The 15,555-nt window shown below is 63.4% G+C and carries 17 protein-coding genes; 11 read left to right on the forward strand and 6 right to left on the reverse strand.

Going from position 1 to position 15,555, the window contains the following annotated elements:
* Positions 1–10 precede the first annotated feature (10 nt).
* Positions 11–1,273 (reverse strand): MFS transporter, encoded by a 1,263-nt coding sequence (locus tag AB5Y67_RS01650; RefSeq protein WP_325793721.1) that lies wholly within the window; start codon positions 1,271–1,273, stop codon positions 11–13.
* 176 nt (positions 1,274–1,449) lie between these two features.
* Between AB5Y67_RS01650 and AB5Y67_RS01655 the strand changes: the two genes are divergently transcribed.
* Positions 1,450–2,292 (forward strand): LysR family transcriptional regulator, encoded by an 843-nt coding sequence (locus AB5Y67_RS01655; protein WP_199428427.1) that lies wholly within the window; start codon positions 1,450–1,452, stop codon positions 2,290–2,292.
* A gap of 76 nt (positions 2,293–2,368) precedes the next feature.
* On the opposite strand, the gene rsmS is transcribed toward AB5Y67_RS01655, so the two are convergent.
* Positions 2,369–2,524: a pleiotropic regulatory protein RsmS gene (gene rsmS / locus AB5Y67_RS01660; RefSeq protein WP_005337582.1), complete on the reverse strand. Its 156-nt coding sequence runs from the start codon at positions 2,522–2,524 to the stop codon at positions 2,369–2,371.
* A gap of 94 nt (positions 2,525–2,618) precedes the next feature.
* Positions 2,619–3,086 (reverse strand): acyl-CoA thioesterase, encoded by a 468-nt coding sequence (locus AB5Y67_RS01665; RefSeq protein ID WP_111899541.1) that lies wholly within the window; start codon positions 3,084–3,086, stop codon positions 2,619–2,621.
* 148 nt (positions 3,087–3,234) lie between these two features.
* Between AB5Y67_RS01665 and AB5Y67_RS01670 the strand changes: the two genes are divergently transcribed.
* Entirely contained in the window at positions 3,235–3,873 is a 639-nt protein-coding gene (locus AB5Y67_RS01670; protein WP_199428426.1) for a tellurite resistance TerB family protein, read from the forward strand.
* Positions 3,874–3,942: 69 nt separating this feature from the next.
* On the opposite strand, the gene AB5Y67_RS01675 is transcribed toward AB5Y67_RS01670, so the two are convergent.
* A complete protein-coding gene (locus tag AB5Y67_RS01675) occupies positions 3,943–5,361 on the reverse strand; it encodes a PLP-dependent aminotransferase family protein (RefSeq protein ID WP_199428425.1) in 1,419 nt (472 codons plus the stop codon).
* A gap of 122 nt (positions 5,362–5,483) precedes the next feature.
* Here AB5Y67_RS01675 and AB5Y67_RS01680 point away from each other — a divergent pair, with 122 nt between their 5' ends.
* The 8 genes from AB5Y67_RS01680 (at position 5,484) to AB5Y67_RS01715 (ending at position 11,969) form a co-directional block, all read left to right on the forward strand.
* Positions 5,484–7,055 carry a cytochrome ubiquinol oxidase subunit I gene (locus tag AB5Y67_RS01680; protein ID WP_199428424.1) on the forward strand — a complete coding sequence of 524 codons (1,572 nt, stop codon included), beginning with the start codon at positions 5,484–5,486 and terminating at the stop codon, positions 7,053–7,055.
* Entirely contained in the window at positions 7,055–8,194 is a 1,140-nt protein-coding gene (gene cydB / locus AB5Y67_RS01685; protein WP_199428423.1) for a cytochrome d ubiquinol oxidase subunit II, read from the forward strand. Before AB5Y67_RS01680 ends, cydB begins: the two co-directional genes overlap by 1 nt.
* 16 nt (positions 8,195–8,210) lie before the next feature.
* On the forward strand, positions 8,211–8,321 hold the full coding sequence (gene cydX, locus AB5Y67_RS01690) for a cytochrome bd-I oxidase subunit CydX (RefSeq protein WP_005337572.1): 111 nt from the start codon (positions 8,211–8,213) through the stop codon (positions 8,319–8,321).
* A 129-nt stretch (positions 8,322–8,450) separates the two neighbouring features.
* Positions 8,451–9,410, forward strand: coding sequence for an MBL fold metallo-hydrolase (locus AB5Y67_RS01695; RefSeq protein WP_199428422.1), 960 nt, complete (start codon positions 8,451–8,453; stop codon positions 9,408–9,410).
* On the forward strand, positions 9,403–9,732 hold the full coding sequence (locus AB5Y67_RS01700) for a hypothetical protein (protein WP_199428421.1): 330 nt from the start codon (positions 9,403–9,405) through the stop codon (positions 9,730–9,732). Before AB5Y67_RS01695 ends, AB5Y67_RS01700 begins: the two co-directional genes overlap by 8 nt.
* Complete coding sequence (locus AB5Y67_RS01705; protein ID WP_199428420.1) at positions 9,720–10,577, forward strand: DUF692 domain-containing protein; 858 nt, start codon at positions 9,720–9,722, stop codon at positions 10,575–10,577. The genes AB5Y67_RS01700 and AB5Y67_RS01705 overlap by 13 nt, the downstream gene beginning before the upstream one ends.
* On the forward strand, positions 10,570–11,364 hold the full coding sequence (locus tag AB5Y67_RS01710) for a putative DNA-binding domain-containing protein (protein WP_199428419.1): 795 nt from the start codon (positions 10,570–10,572) through the stop codon (positions 11,362–11,364). The genes AB5Y67_RS01705 and AB5Y67_RS01710 overlap by 8 nt, the downstream gene beginning before the upstream one ends.
* Positions 11,361–11,969 carry a DoxX family protein gene (locus AB5Y67_RS01715; protein ID WP_064338242.1) on the forward strand — a complete coding sequence of 203 codons (609 nt, stop codon included), beginning with the start codon at positions 11,361–11,363 and terminating at the stop codon, positions 11,967–11,969. Before AB5Y67_RS01710 ends, AB5Y67_RS01715 begins: the two co-directional genes overlap by 4 nt.
* A 100-nt stretch (positions 11,970–12,069) precedes the next feature.
* On the opposite strand, the gene AB5Y67_RS01720 is transcribed toward AB5Y67_RS01715, so the two are convergent.
* Positions 12,070–12,741, reverse strand: coding sequence for an NAD(P)H-dependent oxidoreductase (locus AB5Y67_RS01720; RefSeq protein ID WP_005359664.1), 672 nt, complete (start codon positions 12,739–12,741; stop codon positions 12,070–12,072).
* Positions 12,742–12,884: 143 nt separating this feature from the next.
* Positions 12,885–14,063: an MFS transporter gene (locus AB5Y67_RS01725; protein ID WP_199428418.1), complete on the reverse strand. Its 1,179-nt coding sequence runs from the start codon at positions 14,061–14,063 to the stop codon at positions 12,885–12,887.
* A 349-nt stretch (positions 14,064–14,412) separates the two neighbouring features.
* On the opposite strand from AB5Y67_RS01725, the gene AB5Y67_RS01730 reads away from it, so the two are divergent.
* Positions 14,413–15,423 (forward strand): HAD family phosphatase, encoded by a 1,011-nt coding sequence (locus AB5Y67_RS01730; RefSeq protein ID WP_234915203.1) that lies wholly within the window; start codon positions 14,413–14,415, stop codon positions 15,421–15,423.
* Positions 15,424–15,555: the final 132 nt, after the last annotated feature.

The following is a 15,555-nucleotide window of genomic DNA, read 5'->3' on the forward strand; positions in this document are numbered from 1 at the left end:
CACACCGGCCTCAGGCCGGTGTGTTGCTTTGGGCCGCAGAGCTGGTTGGGAGAGGTGCCGAAAGGGATGGCTCGCTGGCGGTCGGTAACCCCATGACTCGGGGGTAGTGGCGCGGGTCGAGGCGCACTACCAGCAGGCTCATCAGCAGCAAGCCCCCCAGTTGCCACTGCCAGGCGGCCGCAAAGTCGCCCACACAGTGATAGAGCCGCGCCGCCACCCAGAGGCCGGTGGCTGCCAGCATAAAGCCGAAGCCCTGCATCAGGGCGCTCAGGGTTCCGGCGCGGCGCGGGTCTGGCAGGTGATCGAGCGCAATCACCATGATGAGCGAAAAACTGCCGCCAAGACCGGCACCGCACAGCATGCACCAGAGAATGGGAGCAATGGCTGGCGCCAGCCAGAGACCGCCAAATCCCGCCAGCTGCATGGCAATTGCCAGCGCCATCCATGGCCGCCGATCCATCTTGCGGGCGGCCAGCAGCGGCAGGCCGAGGCCGCTCGCCGTCTGCGCCAGTGCCAGCCAGGCGACCAGTTCGCCCGCCTGCGCGGGGCTCCATCCCTGCGCCATATAGGCGGGGGCCAGCCAGGCCACTACGATGCCGTAGCCGCTGTTGATGATGCCAAAGCAGACGATCAGCAACCAGCTGCGGGGCAGGGTGATCAGCCGCTGCTCGCCGTGGGGGATTGCGACCGCGGCGGCCCGTGGCAGACGCACTTTCCACCCTAGCCAGACGAGGGCCAGCAGCACCGGCAGGCTCCAGAGTGCCAGTGCCTGCGACCAGTCGAGGCTCGCCGCCAGCCGTGGCGTGAGACTGGCCCCCAGCGCCCCGCCCCCCATCATGCAGGCGGAGAAGATCCCCATCACCAGCGGCACCTTGCGGGCGAAGGCCTGCTTGATCAGCGCGGGCAGCACTCCCTGCACCAGTGCCGACCCCAATCCACAAAGCGCCGCGCTGGCGATCAGCAAGGCACCGCTTTGGGCATCGAAGCGCATAGCGCTGCCAATGCCGAGTAGCAGCAGGGCGGCCCCCAGCAGTTGGCACGCACTGGCGCGCCGACGCAGGCTGGGGGTGAGCAGCACGCCAATCCCGATCAGCCAGAGCGGCAACAGGGTAAGCCAGGCGAGGGTGTCCATCCCCAGCGACAGACGCTGGTCAATGGCTTGGGCCAGCGGGCCGATGGCGGTAAGAAAGGGGCGCAGGTTCAGGCCAATCAGGATCACCAGCACCAGCAGGGCAGTCTGGCCTGCGGGATGATCCGCATTTCGTTGATTCATCGGGTGCTGTTTCCGGTTCTGGGAGAAACAGGGGGCATTCGGGACGCGGAGTCATCGGGGCTGAACATGGCAGATCACCGTCAAAGGAGGCAAAAGCGCCAGCCTAGCGGGGGCGAAAGTCATTTGGAAATTAAATGATAGAATGGGGTTCAGTGGTTTTGTAAATGGAGTATCCCATGCTGGATCCCCTGTTACTGCGCAGTTTTGTCGCCATTATCGACACCGGCAGCTTTACCCGCGCCGGTGAACGGGTCCATCTGACCCAATCCACCATCAGCCAGCAGATCCGCCGCCTTGAGCAGCAGCTCGGCTGCCCGCTGCTGGATCGCGCTGGCCGTCAGGTGGTGGCGACGGCGGAGGGGGAAAAATTGCTGGGGCTGGCCCGCCGCATTCTGGCGCTGCTGGCGCAGGCAGAAGAACAAGTGACGGAAGGGAGCGTGTCCCTTAGCCTCGGGGTGCCGGAGGATTTTGCCGCGGGCGCCATCACCCCGGTGCTGGCCGCCTTTGCCCGCGACTACCCCGAGGTGCGGCTGGAGGTGGAGAGCGGCCTGAGCCACCACATCTGGCAGCGCTTCGAGGCGGGGGAGCTGGATCTGGCGCTGGTCAAGCAGACGCGCGGGCAGGGGGCACCCCTCGCCAGCTGGCATGAGCCGCTGGTGTGGGTCGACAGTCGCGACTGGCCCGCACGGGAACGGGATCCGCTGCCGCTGGTGGTGTTCCCGAGCGAAGGGCTCTATCGGCGCCAGATGACCGAGGCGCTCGATGGTCTGGGGCGGCGTTGGCGCATTGCCTATGTCAGCGCTAGTCTCGCCAGCTTGCAGGGGGCGGTGAGTGCGGGCATTGGCGTGAGCTTGCTACCCAAACGGCTGATGCCCGCCGATCAGCTGGCCCTGACCCAGTGGCCCAGGGTGGCGCCGGTGGAGCTGGCCCTCCATGCCGGGGTAAGCGGGAGCGAACCGCTCACCCGCTTGAGTTCGGCCCTGATCGCCCTCTGTGACGAGGTGATGGGGCCGCAGTGAGTGGCTATGTGGTGAAAAACTTCTGTGGGGAAAAACTGACGTCGGCAAGATAAGGCAGAAAAAGTGCGGGGAGGGATCAGTGATCCTTCCCCTCCGCCAGCTTGCGCTCGTAGTCATTTTTTACGATGGCCAGCGCCGCCAGCACCAGCTCGGGGGCCAGCTCATTGGTTTCCAGCAGTTCAATCAGATCCACCGCGAGTTTTACCTCGGGCGGGGCAGTTTCCAGTGACATGGGCAGAGTTCCGGTTGCGGGAAGAGGGGGGATTATACAGGGGCGCCGCCGTTGGCCGAAAGCGCCCGCTCTGTCGGGCTGTGAGGCATCAGGGTCAGAGGTGCTGGCGCATCTCCTTGTCGATCTCCTCGCGCAGGGCGATGAGCTTTTTGGCGTACTGCTGCAACTGCAGATCGCTCTCGCTCACCGGCTGCCACTGAGGCACCGGGGTCGGTTTGCCCTGCTCATCCATCGCCACGAAGATGATGATGCAGTGGGTGGTCTTGTGGCGCTCGCTCTCGGTGGGATGGCGGCTGTAGACATCCACCGCCAGATGCATGCTGGTGGTGCCGGTGTGGATCACCTGGGCGTGCACCTCGACCAGCTGGCCAATCTGGATGGGGCGCAAAAAGCGGATCCCCCCCACATAGACGGTCACCGCATAGCCGCCGCACCAGCCCGCGGCGCAGGCATAGCCCGCCTGATCGATCCACTTCATCACCATGCCGCCATGCACTTTGCCGCCGAAATTGACGTCAGAGGGTTCGGCCAGAAATTGCAGGGTCAGTTCGCGATTGGGCACAGTCACATCCTTATTGCCTGAAGAGTTTCCCTGAGCTTTGCCCCATCGGCCTGCCCGGTCAAGGGTTCATCCCCGATTCAGGGGGGCGGGGTCACTATCTGGCTCTATTCATCCCGATTTCACTTTTTTGACCCGCAGGAGTGACACCATGAAACAGATGCTGGAACAGTTGCTGGGGGCTGGCAAAGGCTGGCTCAACGAAGGCGGAGACAAGCGCAAGGGGCAGATGCAGGGGGCGCTGGCCGGTGGTGCGCTCGGTCTGCTGCTGGGAAACAAGAAGATGCGCAAATATGGCGGCAAGGCCGCGGCCGTGGGCGGCGCTGCGGCCCTCGGCGGACTGGCCTACAAGCTCTATCAGGATTGGCAGGCCCAGCAGGCGGCGCCCGCCCAGCCGACCTATCCCGTCAGCACTCTGGAAGGTAATGCGCTGGATGCCCGTTCGGCTCTCTTGGTGCGCGCCATGGTGGCCGCAGCCCGGGCCGACGGCCATATCGATGGCGCCGAGCGCCAGAAGATTCAGGAGTACCTGACCGAACAGGGCCAGAGCGATGCCGCCCGCTGGATTGACGCCGAACTGGCCCGTCCCCTCGACCCCCACGCGCTGGCGCGGGAAGTGACCGATATGGAGCTGGCCACCGAGGTCTATCTTGCCTCCCTGCTTGCCATCGAGGTGGATCACTTTATGGAACGCGGCTATCTCGATGAGCTGGCACGCGCCCTCAAGCTCGATGACAACCTCAAAGGAAGCATTGAGCGGCAGGTGGCCCAGCTTAACGCCCCCGCCTGATACCCTCACCGCCATGGATTGCCGATAACGCCCCGTTCAAGGGGCGTTGTTGTTTCTGCGCTTTGGCGATCACCCCTCTGTTGCCAGCTGCCGGTTTATAAGACCTGCAAGCTGGTGGAGCGCCTGCTCCAGCTGCTCGCTCCAGGGATGGGAGCTGTTGAGGCGCAGGCAGTGGTTGTGTTGCCCCTGACTGGAGAAGAGGGCGCCGGGGGCGATGGAGAAGCCGCAGTCGAGCGCCATGGCGTGGAGGGCGCGGCTGTCGAGGCGGGGCGGAAACTCCAGCCAGAGAAAGTAGCCGCCATCGGGGGAGGAGATCCGCACCTCGCCCGGCAGCAGTCGCTGCAGCGCAGCCCGCATCTGCTGCTGGCGCTGGGCCAGGGTGTGGCGCAGGCGGCGAAAGTGGGCATCGACCCCGCCCTGACGCAGCATCTCGGCCAGCGCCAGCTGGCTCGGCACATTGGTGGAGAGGGTGGACATCAGTTGCAGCCGCTGGATCCGCTCGGCATGGGGCCCCGCCACCACCCAGCCGACCCGAAAGCCCGGCGCCAGACACTTGGAGAAGGAGCTGCAGAGCAGGCTGTCACCGCGCTGATCCCAGTGCTTGATGGGCTTGGGGCGCTCACGGCCGAAGTAGACCTCGGCATAAACGTCATCCTCCACCAGCGGCACCTTGTGGGCGTTGAGCAGCGCCATCAGCCCCTGTTTGTGCGCATCGGGCATGGTGTGGCCCAGCGGGTGCTGCACATTGCCCATCAGCCAGCACGCCTTGATCGGCATCTGGTTGAGGGCGTCTTCCAACAGCGCCAGATCGATGCCCACCCCCGGGATCACCGGGATCTCCACCGCCTTGAGTTTCAGCCGCTCGATGGCCTGCAGGGCGCCATAGAAGGTGGGGGACTCTACCACCACCCAGTCACCGGGCTCGGTCAGCACCTGCAGACTGAGGGAGAGCGCCTCCATGGCGCCGGTGGTGATGATGATCTCCTGCGGGTTGATGGCGACCCCGTCGCTGGCGTAGCGCTGGGCGATGGCGCGGCGCAGCGCCTCGTTGCCGGGGGGCAGGTCGGCCACCGTGCTGAAGGGGTCGAGCCTGCGCATGCAGCTGGCCAGCGCCCGCCCGAGCTGGGGATGGGGGAACAGGGTCGGGTCGGCCACCGACATGCCAAGGGGCACCAGCGCCCGCGATTTGCTCGCCTGCAACACCTCGAACACCAGATCGTTGATATCCACCGAGCCGCTGTAGTGGGTCTGGCTCGGGGTGTGGCGCGCCACCTTTGGCGAGGCGGCCTTGACGTAGTAACCGGACTGGGGACGGGCGAGGATCCGCCCCTGACTCTCCAGCAACTGATAGGCCTGCAGCACCGTCATGGGGCTGAGGTTGTGGGTCTTGCAGCTCTGGCGGATGGAGGGGATGCGCTCCCCCGGTTGCCAGATGCCGTCATCGATCTCGCGGCTCAGGCGTTCGGCCAGTTGTTGGTAAAGAGGCATGATCTGGATCAACTGTTATAGGTGCTATTCACTATAACTGCATCTGTTATAGGTGTCATGACCCGTGGTGTACTTGTCCTGCATGAAACGTGCAAGGCAAATACAACAAAAGAGAGTGACGCATGATCAATCCAGATGACGTGGTCAGCCTGTCGCGCCTGCAATTTGGCGCCACGGCCCTGTTCCACTTCCTGTTTGTCCCCCTCACCCTGGGGCTGTCCTGGATCCTGGTGATCGCCGAGTCGGCCTATGTGATGACCGGCAAGGTGATCTATCAGGACATCACCCGCTTCTGGGGCAAACTGTTTGGCATCAACTTCGTCATGGGGGTCACCACGGGGATCACCATGGAGTTCCAGTTCGGCACCAACTGGGCCTATTACTCCCACTATGTGGGGGACATCTTCGGTACCCCGCTGGCCATCGAGGGGCTGATGGCCTTCTTCCTCGAATCGACCCTGGTGGGACTCTTCTTCTTTGGTTGGGACAAGCTCTCCCGCGGCAAGCACCTGCTGGTGACCATGCTGGTGGCGCTCGGCTCCAACCTCTCGGCGCTCTGGATCCTGATCGGCAACGGCTGGATGCAAAACCCGGTGGGGGCCGAGTTCAACCTGCTGACCCAGCGGATGGAGCTGGTGGATATCGCCGCCGTGCTGCTCAACCCGGTGGCGCAGGTGAAGTTTGTTCACACCGTTGCGGCGGGCTATGTGGCCGCCTCCATGTTTGTGATGGGGGTGAGCAGCTGGTATCTGCTGCGCAAGACCGAGGTGCAGTTCGCCCTGCGCTCTTTTGCCATCGCCTCCGGCTTCGGGCTGGCCGCCATCCTCTCGGTCATCGTGCTCGGGGATGAGTCTGGCTATCGCACCGGCGAGGTGCAGAAGGTGAAGCTTGCCGCCATCGAGGCGGAGTGGCACACCGAGCCGGCACCTGCCTCCTTCACCCTGTTCGGCTTCCCGGATCAGCAGGGGGAGACCACCCACGCCGCCATCAAGATCCAGTATCTGATGGGGATCATCGCCACTCGATCCCTCGATGAGGCGGTGACCGGCATCAAGGATCTCAAGGTGCAGCACGAGGCGCGCATTCGCAGCGGCATGGTGGCGTCCGGAGCGCTCGAACAGATCCGCGCCGGCAACGATTCGGCCGAAAACCGGGCGCTGTTTGCCAAGCACGGCAAGGATCTCGGCTACGGTCTGCTGCTCACCCCCTATGCCAGCAATATCGCCAAGGCGGGGGAGGCGGAGATTGCCAAAGCGGTAGAGGACTCCATCCCGCAGGTGGCGCCGCTCTTCTTCGGTTTTCGCCTGATGGTGGGGCTCGGCGTCGCGATGCTGGGGCTGATGGTGGTGAGCTTTATCCAGCTCTGCCGCAACAGGCTGCAGAGCTCGCCACGCCTGCTCAAGACCCTGCTCTGGAGCATTCCGCTGCCCTGGATTGCCATCGAGGCGGGCTGGTTTGTGGCCGAGTTTGGTCGCCAGCCCTGGACCATCAGCGACGTGCTGCCGGTGTCGGCCTCGGTCTCCCTGCTTACCCCGGGCCAGCTCTGGTTCAGCCTTATCGCCATCTGCTCCATCTACACCCTGCTGCTGGTGGTGGAGCTGTTCCTGCTGCGCCGGGTGATCCGCAAGGGGCCCGCCATTCTCCATACCGGCCGCTACAGCGGTGAACAATCCGAACTTGCGAGGATCGCCTGATGGATTACGCAACTCTGAAACTCATCTGGTGGGCGCTGCTGCTCTTCATGATGGTCGGCTTTATCGTGATGGATGGCTTCGATCTCGGCATCGCCATGCTGCTGCCGGTGGTGTCGAAAGATGACGACGACCGCCGTCTGGTGATCAACAGCGTGGGACCGGTGTGGGAGGGCAATCAGGTGTGGCTGATTGCCGGTGCCGGAGCCCTGTTCGCCGCCTGGCCGCTGGTTTATGCCGCCGCTTTCTCGGGGCTCTACATCCCCATGGTGGTGCTGCTGCTCGGGCTCTTTCTGCGTCCGGTCGGTTTTGACTATCGCAGCAAGCTGGCCGATCCGGTGTGGCGCCGCTGGTGGGATCGGGCACTGGTGGCGGGTGGCCTGATACCGGCGCTCATCCTCGGTGCGGCTATCGGTCTGGTGATGGAGGGGCTGCCGTTTCGCTTCGACACGGCGCTGCGTCTGCACTATGGCGCGTTCGACTTCCACTGGGGCTGGTTGCTCTCGGTGCTGGCCACTGCCATCTGCCTGTTGCTGCTGCACGGCGCCGGTTTTCTGCAAGCCAAGGTGACCGGCACCCCTGCGCTGCGCGCACGGGGGATCGCCATCCTGCTGGCCCCGCTGGTGACCCTCTGCTATCTGCTGGCTGGCTGGCATCTGGTGGATCTGCAAGGGTTTCAGCTGACCGGTGTCGGCACACAACCTTTTGACCCAAATGCTGCCATCAGCCCGCTGATGAAGGGGGTGATCCCCCACGCCGGTGGCTGGCTGCGCAACTATTTTGACTATCCGCTGCTGTGGCTGGTGCCGATCATCGGGGCGCTGGCGCCGCTGGTGAGCGGGATTGCCTCCTGGCTGGAGCGGGGCCGAATTGCGCTGCTGGCCAGCGCCATCGCCTGCGCCGCCATGCTCTGCTCGGTGGCCATCGCCCTGTTCCCCTTCGTGCTGCCCTCATCCCTCGATGCGGTCAGCAGCCTGACCCTGTGGGACAGCACCTCCAGCTACAAAACCCTGGCCATCATGTTCGGCCTCGTGCTGGTGCTGATGCCGGTCAACCTGGGCTACACCGGCTGGGTCTATCGGGTGGTACGCGGCAAGCTCGACCGTGCCCGCATCAAGCGCGACAGCCATCAACTCTACTGACCTCAAGGGATCTGCTATGTGGTACTTCACCTGGATTTTGGGCCTCGGATTCGCCCTGCTGCTGGGCTTGTGCAACCTGCTCTGGCTGGAAGCGCGCTGGCAGGCGGACGAACGGGACGGTAACTGACGGCGGGGGCTCGCGCCCCGCCACGGCCGGCGGTTGGTGTTCACTCGTCGCCATCGGCCCCTCTCTCCCCCTCTTTAAACGACACAAACGACACACTTTCAACCGACAACCAACCGACAGGTAATTGTGATGAAACAGAGATTGAAAGCGGTGGCGCTGGCCATCGGGTGCGCGCTCACCGTCGCCCCGGCCTGTGCCGAACCGGTACAACTGACGCCACTGGATAAAACCTTCACCCTGCAGGTGCTCGGCAGTGGTGGCCCCATCTCCGACGACCTGCGTGCCTCCTCCAGCGAGGTGATCTGGTGGAAGGGGAAGTCCCGCATCCTGATCGATGCCGGTGGCGGCGTCTACCTGCGCTTCGGCCAGGCGGGGGTCAAGCTCGAAGAGGTCGACTTTATCGGCATCACCCACTTTCACACCGACCATGTGACCGACCTGCCCGCCCTGCTCAAGGGGGCCTACTTCTTCGAGCGCAGCGATCCGCTGGATCTGGCGGGGCCAGAGGCCGGCTCGGCCTTCCCCAGCATGAGCGGCTACTTTGATGCCCTCTTCAACAAAGACAAGGGCGCTTATGCCTACCTGAGCGGCTTCAAGGATGGCACCGATGGCCTCTTCCCCATCACTCTCCATGATGTGCCCTACCAGAGCCCGCAGCCTCACACCGTCTATCAGCAGGATGGGCTGACCATCACGGCGCTCGGCATCCCTCACGGTGACGTGCCCTGTCTGGCCTATCGCATCGAGAGCGCTGAGGGGACCATCGTTATCTCGGCGGATCAGAACGGCAGCAACCCGGCCTTTGTGCCGTTTGCCAAGGGGGCCGACATTCTGGTGATGCCGCTCGCCATCCACGAAGGGGCCGATCCGGTCTCCGCCTCGCTCCATGCCAAGCCATCTGTGGTGGCCAAAATTGCCGCCGAGGTGAACCCCAAGCTGCTGGTGCTCAACCACTGGATGGGGGTTGGCCTCAATCACAAGAAAGAGGCGATGGCCATCGTCAAACAGCAGTTCCACGGCCAGATCGTGGCCGCCCGCGATCTCTCCAGCTATCCCGTTTCATCCGTCAAGGAGTCCGCTCATGAGTAACTCAAGCAGCAACAAAACCACCGGCAAACTGACCCTCTCCATCGCCATGACCAGCCTGATTGCCCTGACCCCGGGACTTGCGCTGGCGGCCACCCCGAGCGATGCGCCGGTGAAAGCCGCCCCCAGCGAACAGCACGGCGGCAAGTGTGCGGCGGGCAAGTGCGGCACCGAGAAGCGCTTTGAAAAGCAGGCCCTCGACAGCGATCCGCAGGGGCGGCTGGTGCGCGCCCGCGACGGCAAGTGTGGCGTGGCGGGCGAGGGGATTGATGGCGACAAATCCAGAAACGGCAGCAAGATGACGGAGGGGGTATGCGGCCAATAAGCTCCCGCAGTCGGGGGATCGGATTGCGCCAGGAGCATCTGGATGCGCTCTGCTCCGGCCCCGTCCGCCCCGGCATCGATTTTCTCGAGCTGGCGCCGGAGAACTGGATGGCCATCGGCGGTGCCAGGCGGGCGCAGCTGCACCGGATCGCCGAGCGTTACCCGCTGGTGGCCCACGGCCTCAGCCTCTCCCTCGGCGATTGCCAACCCCTCAATCGCACCCTGCTCGGCCAGATCCGCACCTTTCTGGATGAGTTCGGCATCGAGATCTACAGCGAGCACCTGAGCTTTTCCCGCGACCAGCAGGGTTATCTCTACGAGCTCTTACCGGTGCCGCGCCAGTGGGAGAACATCCCCTATCTGGCCGAGCGGATCGCGCAGGTGCAGGAGGCGCTGGCCCGCCCGCTGGTGCTGGAAAATATCTCCTACTACCACGGCTATGACCACGAGATGCCGGAGGAGGATTTTCTCGCCGAGCTGGTGGCGCGCAGCGGCTGCGAGCTGCTGCTCGATATCAACAACGTCTTTGTGAACAGCCGCAACCACGGTTACTGCCCCAAGCGGATGATCGCCGGGCTGCCGGGCAGTGCGATCCGTTACTTCCATATCGCCGGTCATCTGGAAGAGGCGGACGGCACCTTGCTGGATACCCATGGCAAACCGGTGTGCGAGGAGGTGGTGGCGCTGGCCCGTTATACGGTTCAGACCCACGGCCTGCGCCCCCTGCTGCTGGAGCGGGATCACCATCTGCCACCGCTGGCAGAGCTGGAGGCCGAGCTGGCGCGGGTGCACGGCGCCTGTTGCGAGGCGATCGACCATCAGGTGCGGGAGGTGCGCTATGGATAGACGGTTATCCCTGATCACTGCGCCCAAAACGGCGCCGCAGCGGATGCAGCAGCAGACCGCCTGGCTGGCGAGCCGGGTGCGGCTGCCGCAGGATGGCATCGCCAGCCACTATGCCCGCAGCGTGCGCGCCAATGTGGAGTCGGTGCTGGAGAGTGCCTTTCCGCTCACCCACGCTCACTGGGCGCCGGTGGACAGATGGCAACTGGTGGAGGGCTTTGTCATCGCACACGGCGCCGAGGCCCCCGAGTTTCACCATATCGCCACCGAGTTTGTCCGCTATGTGCAGCATCGCCACAGTGAGGGCTCTCTCAACTGGCCCAGGCAGCGGCTGGCGCTGCTGGAGTACGAGTGGGCCTGCCTCTGTGTCGAGATTGATGAAGGGGTGGTGCCGCAAGTGTTGCCGGGGGAGGAGGTAACGGCGGAGAGTTCGTTTACGCTCAATCCCACCCTGCAACTGCTTGAGCTCCCCTTTGCCATTCGTCGCAGCGGCGTGGTGCCGACCCGGCAGGGCAGCCACTTCTATGGCCTGTTTCGCAGCCCGGATCATCAGGTGGTGACCCAGCGCTTGCGCGAATGGGATGTGGCCCTGATCCAGCTGCTGCAACAGCAGCCGGGGAGCACCCAAGCCGCGTTCCAGCAACAGGTGCAACAGGTTCGCAGTGATTTTGATCTGAGCGAGTGGGCGCGCCATTTTTACCGGCTGGGTCTGCTGACCTTGTCCGTTGGCGAGCGCCAGCCTGGCACTCCCTTGCCCCCATTTAGCAAACACCAAGGAGAATTCCCATGAACAACACCCTTATCCAGTGGTACGAGCGGGCGGTAGCCCAGTGCAAGCGGCTCGATTTTCTGGCCCTGCTGGCCATTCGTCTCTATCTCATTCCGGTCATCTATGTGGGGGCCCACTCCAAGGTGATGGGCTTTGCCGGCACGGTCGCCTGGTTTGGCGCGCCGGTCTCGGAAGGGGGGCTCAACCTGCCGTTCCCGACCCTGCTCGCCTTTCTGGCGGCCGGTACCGAGGTGCTGGGTTGCATCTGCATCGCCCTTGGCCTCTTTACCCGCATCATGGCCATTCCCACCATCTTCCTGATGAGCGTGGCGAGTGCCATGGTGCACTGGAAGCACGGCTGGGATGCCATCGCCACCGGCAGCATGGAGGCTACCTTGCGCCTCAACGGCTTTATCGAGTGGCTGGCGGCGAACTTCCCCGGTCGTTACAACTACATCACCGAGCTCGGGGATCCCGTGATGCTCAACAACGGGATGGAGTTTGCCGCCACCTACTTCGTGATGCTACTGGTGCTGCTGGTTTACGGCGGGGGCCGCTACGTCAGCCTCGACTACTGGCTCAAGCGGGCCGTGACCGGCAAAGCAGGCGTGCAACAGGCGGCATAAGACCCGCTAACGGATAACAAAAACCATAACGACAGAGCGTGAAAAACAGCGAGCGGCCGGGTGCCTCTCGCTGTTTTTGTGCTTTGGGGGGCGTCAGCTGTTACTGGTAGCGGCCGACTGCGATGGGGGACTCCTGTTCAATCTGGCCAAGGCGCTCGGCCCACTGGGCGAGCCAGGCTTCCCGCTCTTCTTGCGAGACCCGCACCGGGGCATAGCAGATATGGGGGCGCAGCACGTCGAAGCCGACAAATTGCAGGATCCCGCGCTGGATGGGGCGCAGCACCCCGTCGATATCGCCGTTGAAGCCGTCGGGCAGATAAGTCTCGGCAGGGCCGCCGGTGGTGAGGCTCAGCAGCGCCCGCTTGCCGCGAAACTTGCCGCTCTCGTAGATATGGCCCTGACCGTAGACCCGCCCCATGGCAAAGACTCTATCCACCCACCCCTTGAGAATGGCTGGCAGGCCAAACCACCAGAGCGGGAACTGGAAGATCAGCAGATCGGCCGCCTCCAGCTTTTGCATCTCCTGCTCCAGTTGCGGGGCAAAGCTGCCCTGCTCGGTGGCAGCCAGCTCTTCAAGCTGCAGCTTGAGAAAATCGGGATCGCTGGCGGCAGTGAAGTTGCGCCGATCCGAGACGGGATCAAAGCCCATGGCATAGAGATCGCTGGTCATCACGGTGTGGCCCGCCTGCTCCAGCGCCCTGATGGCGTGGCAGAAGAGGGCACCGTTGAAGCTTTTGGGTTCGGGATGGGCATAGACAATAAGCACCTTCATAACAGACTCCGTGGCAAATGATGCGAGGGTGACAGGCTTGGTTGCTGAAACAGTTGCCGGGTTAACGCTGTGTCACAGCATAGAAGCCTGCCGCGCCGATTGCAGCAGGCGCCACGCCCTTGCGTGACGCCTGCTGGCGCAGCCTATGCCTGACAGGCGGCGAGCCGGAGGGCTTCGCGTCGCTCGCTGACATGGGTCAGCCCGTAGGCCAGCAGCACGATAAGGGCGCCGATCCAGGGTGTGTGCATCAGGCCGAGGTGCTCTACCACAAAACCACCAACCACGGAGCCGAGCGCAATGCCGACGTTGAAGGCGGCAATATTGAGGCCCGATGCCACATCCACCGCCTTGGGGGTGTGCAGTTCGGCCTGCTTCACCACCAGCACCTGCAGACCCGGCACGTTGCCGAAGGCAAAGGCGCCCCACACCAGCACGGTGAACACGGCCAGCACCGGATGGGGGGCGGTGAAGGTGAGGGCCAGCAGCACCAGCGCCAGACCGGCAAACAGCAGTTTCAGTGCGGGCAATGGGCCCATCTTGTCGGCCAGCTTGCCGCCCCAGATATTGCCGACGGCAACCGATACCCCGTACACCAGCAGGATCAGGCTCACCGCACCGGCGCTAAAGCCACTCACCTGCTGCAGGATGGGGGCGAGGAAGGTAAACGCCGTGAAGGCGCCGCCATAACCGAGGGCGGTCTTGGCGTAGACCAGCAGCAGCGGCTTTTTGGTCAGTACCGAGAGTTGCTCGCGAATGGTCGAGGCTGCCCCCTTGGGCAGGTTGCTCGGGATCAGCAGCAGGCTACCCACCATGGCGACCAGACCCAGCAGGCTCACCACCAGAAAGGTTTCACGCCAGCCAAAGACCTGACCAATCCAGGTGCCGAGCGGTACGCCGGTTACCAGCGCCACGGTAAGGCCGCTGAACATGATAGCGATGGCGCTCGCCGCCTTCTCTTTGGCCACAAGACCCGTGGCGATGGTGCTGCCCACCGAGAAGAAGACCCCGTGCGCCAATCCGGTCAGGATGCGGGCCACAATCAGGCTCTCGTAACCGGGGGCCTGCCAGGCCAGCAGGTTGCCAGCGGTAAAGAGTGCCATCAGTCCCACCAGCAGCCACTTGCGCGGCACCTTGCCGGTCAGCGCCGTGAGCACGGGGGCGCCGATGGCCACCCCAAGGGCATAGAGGCTGACCAGCAGGCCCGCCGAGGGGAGCGAGACATTGAGCTGCTCGGCGATGGTGGGGATAAGCCCCACAATCACAAATTCAGTGGTGCCGATCGCAAAGGCACTCAGGGTAAGGGCAAATAACGCCAGTGGCATAACAACTCCTTGGTTAGGGACTCCCGACGGGAGAATGGCGCCAGTATGCCGATGGGTTTTGTTGGCAAAAATGACGGTGACATCAAATTACTTTTGCCAAATAAGCAGCAATAGCGCTGAGTGGGAGGGGATTGTGTTGGCCGCTGTGTGAGCGCAACGCAGTGATCTGCCTCGCAGAACGGGATTAACGCTGCTCCTTTTCTGAGCTTGCTTAAGCTCCAGTACAAGCTGGCCGCCATAGGATTTTCCCTGTGAAACCCGTGTGTTGAACCCATGTGCGCCGGTGTTGTGATGGCCGTGCGCTTTCATCTACAGGCAATAGACAGGCAATATCCAGCTGACAGGTAACATGATGACCTTGAATCGACTCTCCTCTCTTTTGCTGCTGTGCGGCGCCTTTGCGGTACAGGCTGGCCAGAGCGATCCCCTCTCTGCCTGGAATGACACGGCAGCCAAGCAGGCGATCACCCGCTGGGTAACCAATGCCACCGATCAGCAGCAGGCCACTTTTATTCCGCCAGAGAAGCGCCATGTGGTGTTTGACAATGACGGCACCCTCTGGCCGGAAGCGCCCATGACCTATCAGCTGCAGTTTGCGATGGACGAGATCAAGCGCCTGGCGCCGGAACACCCGGAGTGGAAGGCCGACCCCATCGTCGCGGCAGTGCTGAACAACGACCTCAAGGCCGTGGCCAAATCGGGGGCGAAGGGGCTCGCCAAGCTGGTGGGACTGACCCACAGCGGCATGACCACCACCGAGTTTGCCGAGCGGGTCACTCGCTGGGTCAACAGCAGCAAGGATCCCCGTTTTGGCTGCCACTACGATCAGCTCGGTTATCTGCCGATGAAGCAGCTGCTGGGGTATCTGCGGGATAATGGCTTCCAGACCTGGATTGTCTCTGGCGGCGGCGTCGATTTTATGCGGGTGATGTCCGAGCAGATGTATGGCATTCCGCCCCAGCAGGTGATTGGCTCCTTTACCCTCGGCGAGTTTGCCCTGACCGGGGAGGGCAGCGAGATCCGCAAGACCATGAACGGCGCCTATTTCGATGACAGCAAGGCGAAACCGGCCGCCATTCACCTCTTTATGGGGCAGCGTCCGGTCGGCGCTTTTGGCAACAGCGATGGCGATGTGCCCATGCTGCAATACACCTCGACCAACCCGGATTACCACACTTTTGGTTTGTTGGTGCACCACTCCGATGCCAAGCGCGAATACGCCTACGACAGCCATCCGCCAGCCAGCGGCAAGCTGATCGACGGGCTGGCACAGGCAAAAGCGCGGGGCTGGGTGGTGGTCGATATGAAATCAGACTGGAATCAGGTGTTCGATCCCGCCCTTTGCCAGAACGCGCCCTGATTGCGGGGCTGCATCTGGCATCAATGTGGCGGCTGGACGTTCAGCAAGCGCTGCAAAGCGTGAGGCAAGAAAAGAGACAGGGAGAGCATGATGCTCTCCCTGTTTTATCTGGCTTGCTGGCGAGCCAGCCTT

Origin of the sequence: Aeromonas sp. s12 (assembly GCF_040907925.1) — a bacterium.
Lineage (GTDB): Bacteria > Pseudomonadota > Gammaproteobacteria > Enterobacterales > Aeromonadaceae > Aeromonas > Aeromonas veronii.